Origin of the sequence: Bartonella pachyuromydis (assembly GCF_039543065.1) — a bacterium.
Classification (GTDB): Bacteria; Pseudomonadota; Alphaproteobacteria; order Rhizobiales; family Rhizobiaceae; genus Bartonella; species Bartonella pachyuromydis.
Genome location: NZ_BAABJA010000005.1, coordinates 134096 through 154427, shown reverse-complemented (window position 1 = coordinate 154427; position 20332 = coordinate 134096). Strand labels below are relative to the sequence as shown.

General features: G+C 37.6%; 18 protein-coding genes. 16 read left to right on the top strand and 2 right to left on the bottom strand.

Going from position 1 to position 20332, the window contains the following annotated elements:
- From ABD917_RS05320 to ABD917_RS05245, 16 genes are all read left to right on the top strand, one after another.
- The coding region (locus ABD917_RS05320; protein ID WP_345119061.1) for a Vomp family autotransporter at positions 1-3466 on the top strand (3466 nt) is incomplete at its 5' end.
- Positions 3463-4071, top strand: a complete 609-nt coding sequence (locus tag ABD917_RS05315) for an invasion associated locus B family protein (protein WP_345119060.1) — start codon at positions 3463-3465, stop codon at positions 4069-4071. The genes ABD917_RS05320 and ABD917_RS05315, both read left to right, overlap by 4 nt.
- Positions 4072-4887: 816 nt before the next feature.
- Positions 4888-6198: a Ppx/GppA phosphatase family protein gene (locus tag ABD917_RS05310; protein WP_345119059.1), complete on the top strand. Its 1311-nt coding sequence runs from the start codon at positions 4888-4890 to the stop codon at positions 6196-6198.
- Between the two features lie 33 nt (positions 6199-6231).
- The gene (locus tag ABD917_RS05305) at positions 6232-6954 is read left to right on the top strand and encodes an RlmE family RNA methyltransferase (protein ID WP_345119058.1); all 723 of its coding nucleotides are present in this window, start codon (positions 6232-6234) and stop codon (positions 6952-6954) included.
- Between the two features lie 180 nt (positions 6955-7134).
- Positions 7135-8157: a GTPase ObgE gene (gene obgE, locus ABD917_RS05300; RefSeq protein ID WP_345119057.1), complete on the top strand. Its 1023-nt coding sequence runs from the start codon at positions 7135-7137 to the stop codon at positions 8155-8157.
- 5 nt (positions 8158-8162) lie between these two features.
- A complete protein-coding gene (gene proB / locus ABD917_RS05295; protein WP_345119074.1) occupies positions 8163-9302 on the top strand; it encodes a glutamate 5-kinase in 1140 nt (379 codons plus the stop codon).
- Between the two features lie 48 nt (positions 9303-9350).
- Entirely contained in the window at positions 9351-10607 is a 1257-nt protein-coding gene (locus tag ABD917_RS05290; RefSeq protein WP_345119056.1) for a glutamate-5-semialdehyde dehydrogenase, read from the top strand.
- A gap of 29 nt (positions 10608-10636) precedes the next feature.
- Positions 10637-11230: a nicotinate-nucleotide adenylyltransferase gene (locus tag ABD917_RS05285; RefSeq protein ID WP_345119073.1), complete on the top strand. Its 594-nt coding sequence runs from the start codon at positions 10637-10639 to the stop codon at positions 11228-11230.
- Between the two features lie 321 nt (positions 11231-11551).
- Entirely contained in the window at positions 11552-11995 is a 444-nt protein-coding gene (gene rsfS / locus ABD917_RS05280) for a ribosome silencing factor (RefSeq protein WP_345119055.1), read from the top strand.
- A gap of 1 nt (position 11996) precedes the next feature.
- A complete protein-coding gene (gene rlmH / locus ABD917_RS05275) occupies positions 11997-12479 on the top strand; it encodes a 23S rRNA (pseudouridine(1915)-N(3))-methyltransferase RlmH (protein WP_345119054.1) in 483 nt (160 codons plus the stop codon).
- A gap of 156 nt (positions 12480-12635) precedes the next feature.
- Entirely contained in the window at positions 12636-13853 is a 1218-nt protein-coding gene (locus ABD917_RS05270; protein ID WP_345119053.1) for a murein hydrolase activator EnvC family protein, read from the top strand.
- Positions 13850-15160: a S41 family peptidase gene (locus tag ABD917_RS05265; protein WP_345119052.1), complete on the top strand. Its 1311-nt coding sequence runs from the start codon at positions 13850-13852 to the stop codon at positions 15158-15160. The genes ABD917_RS05270 and ABD917_RS05265 overlap by 4 nt, the downstream gene beginning before the upstream one ends.
- A gap of 40 nt (positions 15161-15200) precedes the next feature.
- Complete coding sequence (locus ABD917_RS05260; RefSeq protein WP_345119051.1) at positions 15201-15722, top strand: RNA pyrophosphohydrolase; 522 nt, start codon at positions 15201-15203, stop codon at positions 15720-15722.
- Between the two features lie 110 nt (positions 15723-15832).
- Positions 15833-16393, top strand: a complete 561-nt coding sequence (locus tag ABD917_RS05255; protein ID WP_345119050.1) for an invasion associated locus B family protein — start codon at positions 15833-15835, stop codon at positions 16391-16393.
- A gap of 340 nt (positions 16394-16733) precedes the next feature.
- A complete protein-coding gene (locus ABD917_RS05250; RefSeq protein WP_345119049.1) occupies positions 16734-17027 on the top strand; it encodes a YggT family protein in 294 nt (97 codons plus the stop codon).
- A 24-nt stretch (positions 17028-17051) separates the two neighbouring features.
- Positions 17052-17369 carry a DUF167 domain-containing protein gene (locus tag ABD917_RS05245; RefSeq protein ID WP_345119048.1) on the top strand — a complete coding sequence of 106 codons (318 nt, stop codon included), beginning with the start codon at positions 17052-17054 and terminating at the stop codon, positions 17367-17369.
- Between the two features lie 37 nt (positions 17370-17406).
- Here ABD917_RS05245 and ppa read toward each other — a convergent pair whose 3' ends face one another.
- On the bottom strand, positions 17407-17937 hold the full coding sequence (gene ppa, locus ABD917_RS05240; RefSeq protein ID WP_345119047.1) for an inorganic diphosphatase: 531 nt from the start codon (positions 17935-17937) through the stop codon (positions 17407-17409).
- A 68-nt stretch (positions 17938-18005) separates the two neighbouring features.
- Positions 18006-19832 carry a translational GTPase TypA gene (gene typA, locus ABD917_RS05235; RefSeq protein WP_345119046.1) on the bottom strand — a complete coding sequence of 609 codons (1827 nt, stop codon included), beginning with the start codon at positions 19830-19832 and terminating at the stop codon, positions 18006-18008.
- Between the last annotated feature and the right edge of the window lie 500 nt (positions 19833-20332).

Genomic DNA, 20332 nt, shown 5'->3' with positions numbered 1-20332 from the left:
TGGTGGTGCTAAATATGAAAATGGTCAATGGATTGCACCAAGCTTCAAGGTTAATACAGTTAACGCTGAAGGTCAGGAAACAAATGAAACATACCAAAATGTAGCAGAAGCTTTAACTGGAGTTGGTGCTTCTTTTACAAACATTCAAAATAAAATTACTAATGAGATTACCCAACAGATTAATCATCTTCAGTCCGATGATTCAGCAGTTGTTCATTATGATAAAAAGGACGAGGATGAGATTGATTATACGAATGTGACTTTAGGAAAAGGGAAGGATTCTAGCCCTGTTGCACTTCATAATGTTTCTGATGGTAGTATTGCTAATGGTTCACATGATGCTGTTACGGGTGGTCAGATCAATAAAATTGGTGAGGATGTAGCCAAATTCTTAGGAGGAGAAGCTTCCTTTGAGAAAGGTGCTTTTACAGGTCCGACCTATAAGTTGTCCAGTGTTGATGCAAATGGTAAAGTAACAGACAATTCCTTTAATGATGTTGGTTCAGCCTTTGCAGGCCTTGATACAAATATCAAGAATGTGAATAATAATCTCACGAATAAATATAATGAACTTACTCAAAACATTGCCAATATCACTCAGGAAGTTCAAGGTGATGCTTTGTTGTGGAACAAGGAAGAAGGTGCGTTTGTAGCACAGCATGGAGAGAAGAGAAGTAATAGCAAGATTACGCATCTTTTGGATGGAAATATTGCTTCTGGTTCAACGGATGCAGTAAATGGCTCACAACTTTATACGATGAGTAATACTCTTGCGAGTTATTTAGGTGGTGGATCTGGATATGAGAATGGCCAATGGAAAGCTCCAAGCTTTAAAGTTACCATTGTCAGTGCAGATGGTAGTAAGGTTGAAGAACAGAGCTATGATGATGTTGCGAAAGCCTTTGCTGGTATAGGTACATCTTTTACGAATATTCATAAAGAGCTTAAGAATGAGATTAATCAAATTGTAGGTGATAGTCTTGTAAAACAAGATGAAGACAGTAAGGTTATCAAGATAGGCGCTGAGACAGGTGGTACAAGCATTAACATTACCAATAGTGTTGATGCATCTCGGACCCTCACAGGTGTAAAAGCAGGAGCGCTTACAGAAGAATCTCTTGATGCTGTGAATGGTTCACAACTTTATACGATGAGTAATACTCTTGCGAGCTATTTAGGTGGTGGAGCTGGATATAAGGAAGGGAAATGGGTAGCTCCAAGCTTTAAAGTTACCATTGTCAGTGCAGATGGTAGCAAGGTTGAAGAACAGAGCTATGATGATATTGCGAAAGCCTTTGCTGGAGTAGGTACATCTTTCACAAATATTCATAAAGAGCTTAAGAATGAGATTAATCAAATTGTAGATGATAGTCTTGTTAAGCAAGATAAAGACAGCAAGGTTATCAAGATAGGTTCTGAGAAAGAGGGAACAGAAATTACCGTTGCAAATAGTTCAGGGGTGGCACGTAGTATCTCAGGTGTAAAGGCAGCAACAAAAGGTGATGAAGCTGTTAACAAAGAGCAATTTGATAAAGGTTTGAAGGATCTTTCTAACAGTCTTCAGTCTGAGGATTCTTCAGTTGTTCTTTATGATAAAAAAGAGAATGGCGACACTGATTATACGAGTGTGACTTTTGGGAAAGGTGAAAAAATATCTCCTGTTGCACTTCATAATGTTTCTGATGGTAGTATTGCTAATGATTCACATGATGCTGTTACGGGTGGTCAGATCAATAAAATTGGTGAGGATGTAGCCAAATTCTTAGGAGGAGAAGCTTCCTTTGAGAAAGGTGCTTTTACAGGTCCGACCTATAAGTTGTCCAGTGTTGATGCAAATGGTAAAGTAACAGACAATTCCTTTAATGATGTTGGTTCAGCCTTTGCAGGCCTTGATACAAATATCAAGAATGTGAATAATAATCTCACGAATAAATATAATGAACTTACTCAAAACATTGCCAATATCACTCAGGAAGTTCAAGGTGATGCTTTGTTGTGGAACAAGGAAGAAGGTGCGTTTGTAGCACAGCATGGAGAGAAGAGAAGTAATAGCAAGATTACGCATCTTTTGGATGGAAATATTGCTTCTGGTTCAACGGATGCAGTAAATGGCTCACAACTTTATACGATGAGTAATACTCTTGCGAGTTATTTAGGTGGTGGATCTGGCTATGAAAATGGAACTTGGACAGCGCCAATCTTCAAGGTATTGAGCTTCAAAGAAGATGGTAGTTCTGAGGAGACGATTTATAATGATGTTGCAGCTGCCTTTGCAGGTGTTAATAATTCTTTCACGAAGCTTCATCATGAACTTTCCGACAATGTTGAACAGAATGCGTTGTTGTGGAGCGAAGCGGATGAAGCGTTTGTAGCGGTTCATGGCAAAGGAGATGATAAGCGTAATAGTAAGCTTAGTCATCTTGTTGACGGTGACATCTCAGCGGGATCGACAGAGGCGATCACGGGTAACCAGCTTTATTCATTGAATCAGACGTTAGCGTTGTATTTAGGGGGTGGAGCAAGTTATGTGAATGGTGAATGGATAGCACCACATTTTGCAGTCACCCAGTTTCAGAGTGATGGAAGTTCAACTGGAGAGAAGAGCTATGATAATGTAGCAGGTGCGTTTGAAGGTGTGAATGATAGCATGAAAAATATCAACGATCGTATTAATAATGTAGAGCAGACTGTGTCAACGAACGGCTTAAATTGGAATGAGACAGAGCAAGCTTTTGATGCTCGTCATGATGGAGTTGATAGTAAGATTACGCATGTAGCAGATGGAGATGTATCGAAAGGCTCGAAGGATGCGGTTAATGGGGGACAACTTTGGGAGACGAATAAGAAAGTTGAAGCAGTTGAAGATCGTGTAGAGAGTATAGATCAACATGTAAAAGATATTGAAAACACGGTTACGAATGATGCGGTTAAGTATGATAAAGGAGCTGATGGCAAGAAGAGTAATAAGATCACGTTAGTTGGTGGCAATGAAAGTGAACCAGTATTGATAGACAATGTAGCGGATGGTCGTATTGAGAGTGGTTCGAAAGAAGCGGTTAATGGAGGTCAATTACATGATTACACGGACCAACAGATGAAACTAGTACTTGATGATGCGAAGAAATATACAGATGAACGTGTTACTGATATAGTAAACAATGGTGTTAATGAATCGAAAGCTTATACAGATATGAAGTTTGAGACGTTGAATTATGCTGTTGAGGATGTTCGCAAGGAGGCAAGACAGGCAGCAGCTATTGGTTTGGCTGTTTCTAATTTGCGTTACTATGACATACCAGGATCTTTAAGTGTTTCATTTGGTACGGGTGTGTGGCGTAGCCAATCGGCATTTGCTATCGGTGCTGGTTATACCTCTGAAGATGGAAATATTCGTTCTAACGTATCTGTTACCAGTGCTGGCGGTCATTGGGGTGTAGGTGCAGGAATTACTCTGAGGCTGAGATGATAATGAAAAAAACGAATATCATGATGAAAAAACATAATATTCTTATAAGGGTTTTGTTCGTTCTTGTCTTATTAGGAAAAGGAGAAAGTTTTGCTAATGAGAATAATAATACCTATACAGTGCAACCACCACATTTATCTATTCCTAAGGGAGAACTTGGTGAAACACGCCGAATTATTATGCAGTTTTTTCATTGGACTTTGATTTGCGATGAAAAGCAGGATGAAAAACAGAAACTTAAGCAAGGCATATGTAATGTGACGCAGACTGTCCATGATCAAGAAGATAATACTATTTTTAGTTGGTCTCTTGTTTCTACGAAAAATGGTCAACCAGTAATGCTCTTTCGAACATTGCCAAATGCTGATAAAAATATTCCTATTCAAATATTTATGGAAGGTATTAAAAAGCCTATCCTTATTCAGTATACGCAATGTAATGAAACAGTTTGTTTAGCACAATCGCTTGTAGGACCAGTTCTTAGTAAACAAATAGAGCAAAATAAAAAAGTGCGTATTTCCTATAAGGTTAAAGAAGGAAAAATATTTTCTTTTATTGTGCCATTTAAAGGGTTGAGTGCAGCACTTAATTCTTTACAGCGATAGGATTACATGGATTATTTTAACAGGGATTTTTTTATAAATTATTGCTTTGTATTTCAGATTTAGTTGCATGTGCAGATTTAAGTGAAGAGTAATGAGTAAGAAGTGCCAAGCGATATAATAGAGAGGTGGACTTAAAAAAGAATACACATTTACAAATATACAATTATAATCAGATATGTGTAATAACAAAATTAAATTAGAAGGTTTAGAATGTTAATGACATTCGTTATAAACAGTCGAAAGTCATTAAGATAACTATTAAAAAAGAATATAGCTCTCTCAAACATAAAAGAGATGTATTACTTTATTTCTGTAAAGTTTTCTTATATATTCTTTTATAATAAGCTTATCTAACTAAATAATTTTCAATTGAAACACTGTAGTTGCTTTTGTGGTGATGGTAGCATGAAAGATGAGTCATTTTACAAAATATAATTACAATGACAATATAATATCATTATGAATACAAATGAAAATTATAGTTTAATAAAAACTCTGACATTATAATTTTATTTATATAAAATTGACAATATATTCCATATAAATGATGTATAAAATGATAGAAAGTTATAATATTAGAAATTAGTACTTCATTTATAATTTTAAGCTCATACAGAGAATTATGGATCTGCGCGAATAATAGAAAAATATTCTAATATCTGAATGATGCTAGCATATAAAGTTTGATGATAGAAAAATAGGTAATGTTTTCTTGATATTTGTTATTTAATAACGCATTGTTATTTTAGCTTTATGAATGAGCAGAAGAATTCTCGCGTTTATTTATTGGGGGAAAGCGCTTAAAGGATAGAAAAAATGACCCCATTAGATTATGGTTCAAAAGAGCCAAAGCGAGAAAGAGTGTATGATACAAGAGCAAAGCACTTGTCTGATCAGTGTGGGTGTAATAAAAATAACGGTTCTATATTGTTAGATACAGGGACCAGTTCTCTTTCTTTTGATAGAGAGAAACAACAGCAAAAAAAACACAATAAACAGAGACATGTATTTATTCAATCAAATACAGTTTTTGAATTGCATAGTCGAGAAACTGTGAGTGTAAAAAAAACAAAACGCCTCACAGCTCCTTTTCCTTCACGGTTTTCTCAATTAAAATCTCCACCTTTATATGCGGCACTTGATTTAGGAACGAATAATTGCCGACTTCTCATTGCCTCTCCTAGTAAACCTGGGTATTTTCGTGTTGTTGATGCTTTTTCACGTATTGTACGATTAGGAGAAGGATTAGTAAACAACGGCTATCTAAATACACAAGCGATGGATCGTACAATTGAAGCATTAAAAGTTTGTCACTTAAAGTTAAAACAAAGACGTATTAAGCGTTATCGTTTGGTTGCGACGGAAGCTTGCCGTTCGGCAAAAAATGGTAAATATTTTATTCAACGCGTTTTGGATGAAACTGGCCTTGAATTAGAAATTGTTGATAGAAAAACAGAAGCGCGTTTTGCTGTTTCAGGATGTGGTACGCTCGTCGAGCCAAATACTGATGCGATTGTACTTTTTGATATTGGGGGAGGATCATCAGAGATTGTGCTTCTTGATGTTTCCAAAAAGCGTTCTTTACGTTTAACTAAACAGATTATTGCGTGGACTTCACTTCCTGTTGGTGTTGTCACGCTTGCTGAGCGCTTTGGAGGAAATAATGTTAGTTTAGATAATTTTGAAAAGATGAAAAGTTATGTACGAAATTTTTTAAATAATTTTTCAGGACGTTATAAATTAGGGGCTTTAGCTAAAGGTTCAAAGTTTCATCTTTTGGGAACTTCTGGAACGATTACGACTTTAGCAGGAATGCATCTTAATTTAGAGCGTTATGATCGCAAGCAAATTGATGGCATTTGGATGAATGATGCAGACATTACTCTTATGATGCAACGCTTATTATCATGGGATACAAAAAAACGCGTAATGAATCCCTGTATTGGACGAGAGAGAGCAGATTTAATTTTAGCCGGTTGTGCAATTCTAGACGTTATTAGAGAAGTTTGGCCCAGTCAACGGTTAAGAGTTGCTGATCGTGGCTTGAGAGAAGGAATTTTGATAGAGTTAATGTTACGTGACGGTGTATGGTATCGTTATAGGAAGGGAAAAAGCTTCAAACGCTAAGCAATTATTAGAGTATGGAGATAACGAATAACAATGAAAAAAACGATAAAGAAATCAACTGGTGGATATGGAGGTTCAGGATCACATGAACTATATCAGCGTGTAAAGAAGAAAGCAGGAACCATTAAAGCATCTTCACGAAGATGGTTAGAGAGACATTTGAATGATCCTTATGTTCATCAGTCAAAAGTAGATGGTTATCGTTCGCGTGCGGCTTATAAGTTAATAGAAATAAATGAACGTTATCAGTTTCTCAAAAAAGGTCAAAAGATTATTGATTTAGGAGCAGCACCGGGGGGATGGTGCCAAGTGGCAAAGCGTATCGTAGGGACAAACGATCAAAAACCTAGTGTGGTTGGTATTGATTATTTGCCTATTGATCCATTGCTTGGAGTTGTAATGGTGGAAATGGATTTTTTGCATGCAGATGCACCACAGAAATTAATGAATGCTTTAGGAACAAAACCGGATGTGGTGCTTTCTGATATGGCTGCGCCAACAACAGGTCATCGACAAACAGACCATTTAAGAACGATTTATTTATGTGAGATTGCTGCTGATTTTGCTCTTTCAGTTCTTAAGCCTGGAGGGCATTTTTTAGCAAAAGCTTTTCAAGGAGGGGCAGAAAACACTCTTCTTACAACATTGAAACAGAATTTTAAAACAGTTCACCATGTTAAACCACCTGCAAGCCGATCTGAATCCGTTGAGCTTTACCTTTTAGCACTTGGATTTAGAGGAAGAAAAGAAGAGTAGCTTCTTTTTTCAGCATGTTTCAATTTACTTACATATTTATAATATAAGGGTGATGTTAAACGGTTCTTGGTGGTGTTGGTAATATTATTAATGGTTTTTCTTTTATAAATAATGAAGACTGGTAAAATCAATGTATTGCTTATAAAGGTAAAGAGATTGATTCCTCAGTGAGCGTTTCCAATGAAATTTCTTGATCAAGTTAAAGTCTATATTCGTTCTGGTAATGGAGGGGCAGGGGCAGTATCATTTCGTCGTGAAAAATTTATTGAGTTTGGCGGTCCTGATGGGGGAAATGGGGGACGTGGTGGTGATGTTTGGGCACTCGTTGTTGACGGGCTTAACACACTGATTGATTATCGCTACCAACAGCATTTTAGGGCAAAAACAGGAGGACACGGTAAAGGACGTAATATGACGGGTGAAAAGGGTGATGATATCATCCTTAAAGTACCGGTTGGGACACAGATTTTTGAAGAGGATAATGAAACTTTAATCTGTGATTTAACACAAGTAGGACAACGTTATCGTCTTGCAAAGGGTGGAAATGGTGGTTTTGGGAATCTGCATTTTACGACATCTACGAATCGAGCACCTCGCCGTGCAAATCCTGGGTTGGCTGGGGAAGAGCGTACATTGTGGCTTCGTTTGAAGTTAATTGCGGATGGTGGGCTTATTGGTTTGCCTAATGCTGGCAAATCGACTTTTTTAGCTTCTGTAACGGCAGCAAAGCCAAAAATTGCGGATTATCCTTTTACAACTCTTCACCCTCATCTTGGTGTTGCACGTGTTGATGCTCGTGAATTTGTTTTGGCTGATATTCCTGGCCTTATTGAAGGAGCGCATGAAGGTGTGGGGATTGGTGACCGATTTTTAGGGCATGTAGAACGTTGTCGTGTTTTACTTCATTTGATTTCTGCTCAAGAAAAAAATGTGGCAAAAGCCTATCAGATTGTGCGGCATGAGTTAGAGGCTTATGGAAATAATCTAAGTGATAAGACTGAAATTGTAGCTTTAAGTCAGATAGATACCCTTACTGTTGAAGAGCGTAAAGCCAAACAGGAGGTTTTGCAAAGCGTAACAGGTAAATCTGTGTTGATGTTTTCTGCAGTTAGTCATAAAGGTTTAGAAAATGTACTCCGTGCTGTTGCAGGTGTTATTGAAATGGCGCGTGGAGAGGATGATGGCGGAGAAGAGCAGGATTGATGAAGATGGTTGTTGGATTACAAAAACTTGCGCATTATAAACGCATTGTGATCAAAGTTGGTTCTGCGCTTTTGGTTGATCCTCAGACAGGTTTACGGGCTGAATGGCTTAATAGTTTAATAAGTGATGTTGCCAAATTGCGTCAAAAAGGCGTAGAGATTTTACTGGTTTCTTCAGGAGCTATTGCTTTAGGAAGGACATTACTACAGCTTCCCAGCGGAGCTTTGAAATTAGAAGAGAGTCAGGCATGTGCTGCTTTGGGGCAAATTGAATTAGCCAAAACCTATGGTGATGCACTTGCACGTTATGGATTAAAAACGGGACAAATTTTACTCACTCTATTTGATACAGAAGAACGGCGGCGTTATCTCAATGCTCGTGCTACGATTAATGTGCTTTTGCATTTTGGAGCGGTGCCCGTTATTAATGAAAATGATACTGTGGCAACAAGTGAAATTCGCTATGGTGATAATGATCGTTTAGCAGCACGTGTTGCAACGATGATGGGTTCAGATCTTTTGATACTTTTATCAGATATTGATGGACTTTATACGAAGTCTCCCCATCGAGATCCAAGGGCTGAATTTATTCCCTTTATTGCATCAATCACCAGTGATATCGAAAAAATGGCAGATGTTACTGCTTCGGAGTTTTCTCGTGGAGGAATGAAAACCAAACTTGATGCTGGAAAAATAGCAAATTCTGCTGGAACAGCAATGATTATTACTTCAGGCAAGCGAATGAATCCTCTTTTGGCTCTTGATAAGGGAGAGCGTAGCAGTTTTTTTGCTGCCAGTGAAAAGCCTGTCAATGCTTGGAAAACATGGATTTCTGGTCATTTAGATCCATCTGGTATTTTGATGATTGATCAGGGAGCAGTTAAAGCACTTGAATCTGGAAAATCATTATTAGCCGCAGGAGTTTTTGCGGTTGAGGGAAAATTCAATCGTGGAGATACGGTTGCGATTATTGATACAAATAGAGTTGAGATCGCTCGTGGACTTGTGAATTATGGCAAGGATGAAGTTGTTCGCATTATGGGGCGTAAAAGTGAAGAAATAGAATCTATTCTTGGCTATGAAGCGCGCTCTGCTATGGTACATCGTAATGATATGGTTTTACGCTGCTTGACCGATTCCGCTTAAAAAAGTTATCTTTTATCTTCTTTATGTTTGGGCGGAATGGATAATATTATGGCTTTAAAAGAACAAATGAAGGACATGGGGAAAAAAGCGCGCCATGCTGCTGCGGCATTAGCTGTTATGTCTTCTGAACAAAAGAACAAAGCATTAGAAATGATCGCTGTAAGTTTAGAGAATCAATCAGAAGCAATTTTACGAGCGAATTGTCAGGATTTAGAAAAGGCTGCTCAGAATAATTTGAAGGCAGCAATGATGGATAGGCTTAAATTAGATAAATCGCGTTTGGATGCAATCATAGAAAGTGTTCGCCAAATTATTCATTTGCCTGATCCTGTTGGACAAGTGATGAGTGCATGGACACGTCCAAATGGGCTTCATATTAGCCGTGTCCGGACACCTCTTGGTGTGATCGGCATTATTTATGAAAGTCGACCAAACGTTACAATTGATGCAAGTGCTTTATGCTTAAAAGCTGGAAATGCTGCGATTTTACGCGGTGGTTCGGATAGTTTTCATTCTTCTCATGCTCTTCATTGTGCGTTAGTGAGAGGATTAGAGCAAGCTGGGTTTCCTAAAGATGCCATTCAAATGGTTGGAACAACAGATCGTGATGCCGTGGGAGAAATGCTCAAAGGACTTGATGGTATGATTGATGTGATTGTACCTCGTGGTGGAAAAAATCTGATTGCACGCATTCAGTCTGATGCACGTGTTCCGATTTTTGCGCATTTAGAGGGGCTTTGTCACATTTATATTGATCAATCAGCAGATCTAGAGATGGCGCGTAATATTGTTTTAAATGCCAAGTTGCGGCGCACAGGTATATGTGGTGCTGTTGAAACAGTCCTCATTGACCGCCAAGCATTAAAAAAGTTTCTTCCTGTTCTCACAGCTCTACAAGAGAAGGGATGTGAAATTCGTGCAACAGAAGATATTATTTGTCTTTTACCTGACCTCAAATTAGCTTCTGAAGAAGATTGGTCGTATGAGTATCTTGATACCATTCTTTCTGTCAAAACGGTTGAAGGTGTTGAGGGAGCCATTACTCATATTAAGCGTTATTCATCAGGACATACGGAATCGATTATTGCTGAGGATAGGGAAATGGTAGAAAAATTTTTTAATCATTTGGATTCAGCCATTTTGCTTCATAACGCATCTACACAATTTGCTGATGGAGGTGAGTTTGGTTTTGGAGCGGAAATTGGTATCGCCACGGGAAAAATTCATGCGCGTGGCCCTATTGGTGTTGAACAACTTACATCATTTCAGTACCATATTAGAGGAAATGGACAGGTTAGACCTTGAAACAGCTCTTTTTCCCGTGGAAAGATCGCATCCCCCATGTTGAAAGGTCCAATGTTGTGGGGCTTTTTGGTGGATCTTTTAATCCACCCCATAAAGGGCATCTTCTTGTTGCAAAAATTGCAATTCGGCGTTTGCATCTTGATCAATTATGGTGGATGGTAACACCAAGAAATCCCTTAAAAGATCATACACACTTACCCTCTTTAGACGAGAGAATGCGGCTCAGTGTTAAACTGGTTGATCATCCAAAGATTCGTGTAACCGGTTTTGAGCAGGTGATAGGCAGTAAAGTATCCGTGGATACGATTTCTCATATTCTGACGCATTATCGAGGAGTCCATTTTGTGTGGGTTATAGGCGCAGATAGTTTTGCCACGATTCATCATTGGTATCGATGGCATGATATCATCTCTATGCTTCCTCTTGCGGTTATTGATCGCCCTTTTGTGCAGATGTCAGCACTCTCTTCTCCTATGGCACATATTTATCGTTCTTTTCGTTTAGATGAGAGAGAAAGTAGACGATTACCTTTTATGAAACCACCAGCTTGGACCTATTTGTATGGGCCTTTGTCTTTTGAGTCTTCAACGAATCTTCGTTTAAAGGAGAATGATTTTTCTTGAATATTTGATTTTTAATGCCGTAAAATATTGTCTTTCAGGATATTGATATAAGACATATTGATGCATATTAAAATACGATGATATCTGCGTGTAATTTCAATTTTCTTTTGCATCAATTAAATGTAGAAGAATGGGATTAAGTAGGATATTGAGGTGAGTTTTGCCTAGGTAAGCTTATAGAGTGGAGCATATAAGAAGCTAAGAGGGAGAACCAATCTTATGATAGATTGGTGGAGGAATGAAGGGCTTTGCTCTAAAGGTCAGGGAAGAGTTCAGAAAATTCTATCTTCTTTTTTAAGAAGGGTTTTTTTTATACTTTAAATGATAAGAAAGGATATGAGTCTGGAAAACATATTAGAAACACATGTTTATAGTATTGCATCACGCGCAGAAAAAAAAATCTTTTCTGTGAGAGATGGTCTTAAAATTATTCTCAAAAGTTTAGAGGATACAAAAGCAGAAGATATTGTCTCTATCGATATTCAGGGAAAGTCATCCTTAGCTGATTATATAGTTATAGCTTCGGCGCATTCACAGCGTCATGTATCTGCTGTTGCTGATCATTTGTTACGTACTTGGAAAAACAGTGGGGTCGGTTTTGCAAATGTAGAAGGGTTGACCGAAGGGGATTGGGTGTTGATTGATACAGGTGATATTATTGTGCATCTTTTTCGTCCGGAAGTTCGTCTCTTTTACAATTTAGAAAAAATGTGGCTTGCGCCCGATTTCAATAATACAAAATCGGTTCTTTTTGGAGATCATTAACATGCAAATTTCTATTTTTGCTGTTGGTCGCATGAAAAAGGGAGCAGAACATAAATTAGTTGATCATTATTTGGATCGTTTTTCTAAAAGCTGTGGAGCTGTAGGGTTTCATTTAAAAAAAATACAGGAAATATCAGAAAGTCGCGCTCAAACAGTATGTCAGCGTATGGAAGAAGAGGGGAAAAAGCTTATCGAGTTTCTGCCTGAAAAATGTCGATTAATCGTATTGGATGAACGTGGAAAGTCAATTTCATCATCTGCTTTTGCTGAAAAACTTGAGTTTTACCGTGATGAGGGTATCCGTGATCTCGTAATTGCTTTAGGAGGGCCTGATGGGCATAATGAACAGGTAAGAAATCGTGCTGATTTTCTTTTGTCTTTTGGTTTTATGACATGGCCACATCAAATTGCTCGTATACTTCTTACAGAACAGCTTTATCGTGCTGTAACAATTGCGAACAATCATCCTTATCATAGGGTTTAAAAAATTTATGCAATTTTTAGTACTTATTTGTGTATTTATTAATATTGTTTTAGCTGACATCATTTAAAGCATCGTTAGTTTATGCGACGATGCTTAATGGTTGGGCAAATGAAGAAGCTTCTTCATAGAAAAATGCAATGTTTATATGAGGAATGCATGATATTTGTCGTACTGTTTTTGGGTATGTTTTTTTGCTGTTCTATTTCACATGCTGAGGATATCATCGGAAATGTAAAGACAGCACATGAAGAGTTGGTAGAAATTCGCCAAAATATTTCCATCTCGCGTGAACGTGTTGCTTTTCTTACGCGTCAAGTTGAGCGTTTGAAAAAAGATCAACATGCTTTAAGTGATGCACTGATACAAACTGCTAAATTAGAACGTGAGATAGCAAATGATATTGCTGAAAGGGAAAAAAAGCTAAAAAAGATGGTAGAAAAGCGGGCACAAGTTCATCAAAGGTTAAAAGATCGTCGTGCTGAATTTGCAGAAGTTCTTGCTATTTTGGAACGCATGGGGTTAAAGCCCCCTCCTGCCCTTATGGTACGACCTGAAGATGCGTTAGCTTCTGTACGGAGTTCTATTTTATTAGGAGCTATCATACCTCAGATGCAAGAAAAAACAAGGGATTTGACAGAAAGTCTTAAGGAATTGACCACTTTGAAAAATTCAATTGCTATGGAGTATGCAGCCTTAAAGACTAAAATGCAAAATCAAGCAGAGCAGCGAAAACGTCTAGAGCTTTTATTAGAGAAAAAAGCCAAATTACAAAAAAAATCAGAAGAAGAACTTATAGAACAGCAACAAAAGAATATTGTTCTTGCTAAAAAAGCGCAGTCTTTGGAAGACTTGATTTTAGAGCTTGAACGTCAATCAAAACTGAGTTCTGATACATCAATACAGATACGGAAAAATTTACAATTGTTGGAACAAAGCGATTTTGAAAGCCGGAAAGGCTCTTTGCTTTTTCCGGTTATAGGAACAAGAATTCGTCATATTCATAAAAGTTCACAGATTACACGCTTTGGTGAAATGGTTGAAACAGAAGAAGCAGCGATTGTTATCTCTCCTACTGATGCTCTTGTTGCTTTTGCTGGACCATTTCGTTCTTACGGGCAGTTAATTATTCTTAATGTTGGGAATGGTTATCATATTGTTCTGACCGGAATGTCGAGAATTAATGTTACTCAGGGACAGTTTGTTCTTGCAGGTGAACCTCTTGGGACAATGGGGATGCAATTTATTGCGAACAGTGTTGCATTGGATATAGGCAAAACTGTTCCAATGCTTTACATTGAGTTTAGAAAACAGGGGAAGCCTGTAAATCCAACTCCTTGGTGGCGGACTGAAAAAAACGAAAAGGAACCAAAATGATTCGTAGAATTATTCTTTTGGTCGCTGGGGTATTGCTCGGCGCCAGTTCAATGATTATGGTGCAGTCTGTTGCTGCTAATAATGAAGGTGATGTATATAAAGGGCTAGCCTTATTTGGCGATGTTTTTGAACGCGTACGTATGCAATACGTTACGGTTCCAGATGATAAAAAACTTATTGAAAACGCTGTCAATGGGATGCTTACATCACTTGATCCGCATTCGTCTTATATGAATGCACAAGAAGCCAAAGAGATGCGGGATTCTACGAAGGGAGAATTTGGAGGTCTTGGTATTGAAGTAACTATGGAGAAAAGTTTAATTAAAGTTGTTTCTCCAATGGATGATACCCCTGCTTCAAAAGCAGGCATTTTAGCAGGAGACCTCATTTCAAAAATTGATGGTGTACAGACCAATGGTTATACATTGAATGAAGCTGTTAATAAGATGCGGGGCGCTCCTGGCACACCAATTACATTGACAATTATTCGCTCTAGTGTTGATAAACCACTCGAAATTAAGGTTGTTCGTGATATCATTAAAGTGAAGGCGGTGAAGTATCGTGTTGAGGACGATATTGGCTATGTAAGAATCATTCAGTTTTCTGAGCAAACTTTTGGCAATCTTCAGGCAGCAATTAAAGACATCCAATCTAAAATTCCTCAAGATAAGTTAAAGGGGTATGTTCTTGATTTACGGCTTAATCCTGGTGGTCTTTTAGACCAAGCAGTGAATGTTTCTAGTGCTTTTCTCAATAAGGGTGAGATTGTATCGACTCGTGGTCGTAAAAAAAGTGATGTGACAAGATTTGATGCTAAACCAGGGGATATCATCAATGGAAAACCTCTTATTGTGCTTATTAATGGTGGTTCAGCAAGTGCTTCTGAAATTGTTGCAGGTGCATTGCAAGATCATCGTCGTGCGACAATTTTAGGAACACAATCTTTTGGTAAGGGATCTGTTCAAACAATTATACCCTTGGGTGAAAATGGCGCTTTACGCTTAACAACAGCACTTTATTACACACCTTCTGGTACCTCAATTCAAGGCACAGGGATTACACCTGACATTATTGTAGAGCAACCACTTCCTGAAAAATATAAAGGCTATGACGTAAAGGTTGGTGAATCTGCATTACAAGGCCATATCAAAGGAAAGCGAGAAAGCAATAAAGGATCTGGTTCAGCTGCTTTTGTTCCACAAGATCCGAAAGATGATGTTCAATTGCATGAGGCTTATAAGTTGTTACGAGGTGAAATGGCAAATGCAGCCTTTCCACCAGATCCCAATAAGGATGTTTTAAAGTAAGAAAGGGTATATACAGCTTATGCGCTTGGGAGGGAATTGAATGGATGCTGTGGTTAATTTAAAGGCTCTTCCTTATAGAAAATCTGTTGGGATTGTTGTCTTTAATCATGTGGGTAAAGTTTGGGTTGGGCGCCGTTTAATGACGTGCGCTCATATCGATACTGACATGTCTTATCGGTGGCAGCTTCCTCAAGGGGGGATAGATGAGAATGAAGAGCCATTTGATGCTGCATGTCGTGAACTTTACGAAGAAACAGGGATCCGGTCGATAAAATTGATTAAAGAAGTACAAGATTGGTTCCATTATGATTTTCCACAAGAACTTATTGGGTCCACATTAAACAATAAATATCGTGGACAAATACAAAAATGGTTTGCGTTTCAATTTATAGGAGATCCGCATGAAATTACGATAAACCCTCCACCAAATGGTCATAAAGCGGAATTCGATCAGTGGAAATGGGTTGATTTGGAAACTCTTCCCTCAATGGTGATTTCTTTTAAAAAGCGTGTTTATATAAAAGTTGTCAACGAATTTCGAGGTAGCCTTAGAGGATTATAAAAGCTATATAGCGATAGAAAGCTCTTTTTTATGAAGATGTTTGATATTATGTATAGTCATTAACATGTCATAAAGATGTTTCTCTTTTACGTAACGAACTGGAATATAAGATGAAAAAGTTATTTAATTTACTTATAGTTTTTACTCTTTGGAGTATTTCTTCTGTAGCGTTTGCATCAGATTCAAAGCCAGCTGCTACTAAGCCTGCAGCAGCGACTTTGCCAAATGGTGCTTCTTCTTTGACTGAAACCTATGGTTTGTGGAGCATTAGCTGCGGTATACAGGAAGGCAAGAAAATTTGTTTCATGGGCCGTCAGGAGCTGAATGATCAAGGTCGTGTTGTGGTGGCTATGAACATCATGCTCAATGCTGATGGTGTTGTATCTGGGAATTTAACAGTTCCTTTCGGTATTTTAGTCTCTAAGCCTGTTCGTTTACAAGTTGATGAGGGAAAAGCTGTTATTGAAACCGGTATTCGCACTTGTGTACCAGCAGGTTGTATTGTTCCAATAGTCTTTGACAAAAATCATGTAGCAGCTTTACGTTCTGGAAAACATTTGAAGCTCGCTATGACAATTGCTGCTCCAGGCGAGCCACCTTTGAATGATTTGTTCGTTCAATTGAATGGTTTTAGTAATGCTCTTAATCGTTTGGCTATTTTGCAAAAGTAATCTGTGAGATATAATAAAGGCGGCCTTTTAAGGCCGTTTTTAGTTTAAGCATTCTTTGTCATAGGCCTATGATTAAGACAACAGAATTACTATATAAGGGGTGTTCAAAGTTTTTTGAAAGTTCGTAGGTATTTTGTTGTTTTTTTATTTTGACCAGCATTTTTTTATTCTGGTGTATTAGGTTTATCATCACTATAGAGTTGAAGAATTGGGATATTTGGATTTTCTATTCATAGAAAAAGAAATGTTAGAGTATAAAATTATTATTTTATAAACAAGCTTATTTTAATGCAAGTTCTCTATAAGCTCTTCTGTTTCTTTACTAGAAAAAGGATAAGGCATGGTTTATGCGTTGCTTCAAGTAATTAATCTTATTTTTGATATATATATTGATATTTTAATCGCAAGTGTCATTTTTTCTTGGCTTTATACATTTAACATTATAAACGCGCGCAATCGCTTTGTTATTTTAATAGGAAACTTTCTGCATCGTCTGACGGAACCAGTTTTAAGCCGTATTCGGCAGTTTTTGCCAAATCTTGGAACAATTGATATTTCGCCTGTTGTAGTGTTTATCATTATTTATTTTATTCGTGTGTTTATGTGGCGTGCTTACGAAAACATGTATCTATAAGAATATTGCATGAGATGAATAAAAATGTTTCATCAATTTGATACGAATGGTTTAATTTTATTTGTATATCTCATTCCAAAATCGTCCATAGATTGCGTAATGGGAGTTGAATGTAGAGACAATGGTAAGCAATACTTGGTTGTACGCTTGCGTGCTGTTCCTGAAGATGGAAAAGCAAATAAAGCGCTCATCAAATTTTTGGCGAAACAATGGAAAATTCCATCGTCTAGTATTTCTCTTAAAAACGGCGCAACATCCCGCTACAAACAGCTTTATTTTTCAACGCACTTGGAAGAGCTAAAGCAAATATGGCAATCTTTAGGTGATTATATCTCAAAATAAAAGCCCATTTAAAAAACAGGCTTCATTTTTGAATAAATTAGAAATTTTTATTACGCTCAATAGCTTGCTTAATGAGTTCACATGCAAAATTTTTATCACGCCAACCTTCAATTTCAGCCCATTTTCCAGGTTCAAGATCTTTGTAATGAGCAAAGAAATGCTCAATTTGCTTGCGTGTAATTTCGGGAAGATCTGTATAATCGTGAATATTAAGATAACGTTTTGTTAATTTTTCAGTAGGGACAGCAATAATTTTTTCATCTTTACCACCATCATCTTCCATAATCAGGGCGCCGATGGGACGAACATTAATAACACAACCAGGAAGGAGCGGACGCGTATTACAAATAAGAACATCAATAGGATCACCATCATCTGAAAGAGTATGGGGGACAAAACCATAATTTCCAGGGTAAACCATTGATGTATGAAGAAAACGGTCAACAAATAACGCTCCAGATTTTTTATCCATCTCATATTTTATTGGTTGTCCACCAAGAGAAACTTCTACGATAACATTGAGATCTTGTGGTGGATTTTTACCAACGGGGATTTCTTTAATATTCATGTAAATATCCTTTTCAGAGTGTGAGGAAGTGAGGTCTCATAAAACATGTGACCAAAGAAGTTATGAAATTAGCTTGAAGTTGATACACGTGTTTTTTCAAAACGTTTACGTTCATTAGGATCTAGATAGAGTTTACGGAGACGAATATTTTTAGGAGTTACCTCTACCAGTTCATCATCTTGTATCCACGATAAAGCACGTTCTAATGTCATTTTAAGAGGCGGGGTTAATTTTACAGCTTCATCTTTTCCAGAAGCACGCATGTTAGTTAGTTTTTTTCCTTTTAACACATTTACTTCTAAATCATTATCCCGTGAGTGAATGCCAATAATCATACCTTGATAGACTTTAACACCAGCATCAATGATTATAGGTCCACGATCTTCAAGATTAAAAAGAGCATAAGCGACAGATTCACCGTTATCATTTGAAATCATCACACCATTGACACGACCACTAATGTCTCCTTTATAAGGTTCATAGGTATGGAAAAGACGATTCATAATAGCTGTACCGCGTGTATCAGTTAAAAGTTCGGATTGATAGCCGATGAGTCCTCGCGTTGGTGCATAAAAGACAAGACGGACACGATTTCCTCCAGAGGGGCGCAATTCCACCATTTCAGCTTTACGTTCAGACATTTTTTGAACCACAGTTCCAGAATATTCTTCGTCAACATCAATGACAACTTCCTCGATTGGTTCAAGAGTTGTTCCATTTTCATCTTTTTGCATAACAACCCGTGGACGTGACACACTTAATTCAAATCCTTCACGGCGCATATTTTCAATGAGAACAGCAAGTTGCAATTCCCCACGTCCAGAAACATAGAAAGAATCTTTATCGGCGGATTCTTCAATTTTAAGCGCCACATTTCCTTCTGCTTCTTTAAATAAACGATCACGAATGACACGGCTTGTTACTTTGTCACCTTCAGTTCCTGCAAGAGGACTATCATTAACAAGAAAGCTCATCGTGACAGTAGGGGGGTCAATTGGTTGAGCGGTGAGAGGTTCATTTATGGTAGGATCACAAAAAGTATCAGCAACAGTACCTTTTTGTAGACCAGCAATTGCTACAATATCACCAGCACCACTTTCTTCAATAGGTTGCCGCTCCAATCCACGAAATGCCAAAATTTTTGAAATACGCCCAGTTTCTAAGAGCTTTCCATCTTGTCCGAGAACCTTCACGCTTTGATTAGATTTTATAGAGCCGGAATGAATGCGACCTGTAATAATCCGTCCTAAAAATGGATCTGCTTCAAGAATAGTTCCGATCATACGGAATGGTCCTTCTACTACATGAGGTGCGGGAACATGGCGAGTTACAAGATCAAACAAAGGACCAAGTCCTTGATCTTTGGGTCCTTTCGGAGTTTCGGCCATCCAACCATCGCGACCTGATCCATAAAGAATGGGAAAATCAAGCTGTTCATCACTTGCATCAAGAGCAGCAAAAAGGTCAAAAACCTCATTGATAACTTCATCAGCACGTGCATCAGCTCGATCAATTTTATTGATAGCAACAATGGGACGTAAACCTACTTTTAATGCCTTACCAACAACAAATTTTGTTTGCGGCATTGGGCCTTCAGCGGCATCAACAAGCACAATTGCTCCATCTACCATATTCAAAATACGTTCAACTTCTCCACCAAAATCGGCGTGTCCTGGTGTATCAACAATGTTAATCCGAGTATCTTTCCAAACAACGGATGTCACTTTTGCTAAAATTGTAATTCCGCGTTCTTTTTCAATATCGTTTGAATCCATCATACGTTCACTAGTACGTTGATTATCACGAAAGTTTCCTGATTGCTTGAGAAGCTCGTCTACGAGCGTTGTTTTGCCATGGTCAACATGGGCAATGATGGCGATATTGCGCAATTGCATAAATTTTCTTCTTTTCGTTTAATGAAATCTCATTTGAAGCAACGCCTTTGCGTTCCTTACCTTACTATTACAGAACCTTTTACATGTTTTTTTATAATTTTGGAAGAGAGGAAATATTTTTATGGAAAAGTGTTTGCAAGAGTTTCTCATATTCTGTTGGTTTAGAAAAGTTTTATTAAAAATTTTACATATATGAATATTGCGTATGAGAGATATAATAATAAATAAAAAATGCTATTTGCTTATTTTTATAAATGAACATTTAGGCTCAATATAGGAGTATGCTTTAAATAACGATTAATTGGTTGAATATTTTAAGAATTCTTTTGTTTTTATCTGCTCGATCAAAGTTAGGATATTTGTTTGATTTTCTAACAATAATGAATTTTATGTAGAGAGGAATATAGAGTTGTAGAAAATAAGCTTATTTCTATTTTTATCTTTTCTTATGATGTGCAAGTGAACAGCATTTTATATTTTGTAATAAGGTGGGATTGAAA

Coding starts and splice junctions, on each gene's coding strand:
- ABD917_RS05315 (WP_345119060.1), top strand. CDS start 3,463: ATGATAATGAAAAAAACGAATATCATGATGAAAAAACATAATATTCTT.
- ABD917_RS05310 (WP_345119059.1), top strand. CDS start 4,888: ATGACCCCATTAGATTATGGTTCAAAAGAGCCAAAGCGAGAAAGAGTG.
- ABD917_RS05305 (WP_345119058.1), top strand. CDS start 6,232: ATGAAAAAAACGATAAAGAAATCAACTGGTGGATATGGAGGTTCAGGA.
- obgE (WP_345119057.1), top strand. CDS start 7,135: ATGAAATTTCTTGATCAAGTTAAAGTCTATATTCGTTCTGGTAATGGA.
- proB (WP_345119074.1), top strand. CDS start 8,163: ATGGTTGTTGGATTACAAAAACTTGCGCATTATAAACGCATTGTGATC.
- ABD917_RS05290 (WP_345119056.1), top strand. CDS start 9,351: ATGGCTTTAAAAGAACAAATGAAGGACATGGGGAAAAAAGCGCGCCAT.
- rsfS (WP_345119055.1), top strand. CDS start 11,552: ATGATAAGAAAGGATATGAGTCTGGAAAACATATTAGAAACACATGTT.
- rlmH (WP_345119054.1), top strand. CDS start 11,997: ATGCAAATTTCTATTTTTGCTGTTGGTCGCATGAAAAAGGGAGCAGAA.
- ABD917_RS05270 (WP_345119053.1), top strand. CDS start 12,636: ATGATATTTGTCGTACTGTTTTTGGGTATGTTTTTTTGCTGTTCTATT.
- ABD917_RS05265 (WP_345119052.1), top strand. CDS start 13,850: ATGATTCGTAGAATTATTCTTTTGGTCGCTGGGGTATTGCTCGGCGCC.
- ABD917_RS05260 (WP_345119051.1), top strand. CDS start 15,201: ATGGATGCTGTGGTTAATTTAAAGGCTCTTCCTTATAGAAAATCTGTT.
- ABD917_RS05255 (WP_345119050.1), top strand. CDS start 15,833: ATGAAAAAGTTATTTAATTTACTTATAGTTTTTACTCTTTGGAGTATT.
- ABD917_RS05250 (WP_345119049.1), top strand. CDS start 16,734: ATGGTTTATGCGTTGCTTCAAGTAATTAATCTTATTTTTGATATATAT.
- ABD917_RS05245 (WP_345119048.1), top strand. CDS start 17,052: ATGTTTCATCAATTTGATACGAATGGTTTAATTTTATTTGTATATCTC.
- ppa (WP_345119047.1), bottom strand. CDS start 17,937: ATGAATATTAAAGAAATCCCCGTTGGTAAAAATCCACCACAAGATCTC.
- typA (WP_345119046.1), bottom strand. CDS start 19,832: ATGCAATTGCGCAATATCGCCATCATTGCCCATGTTGACCATGGCAAA.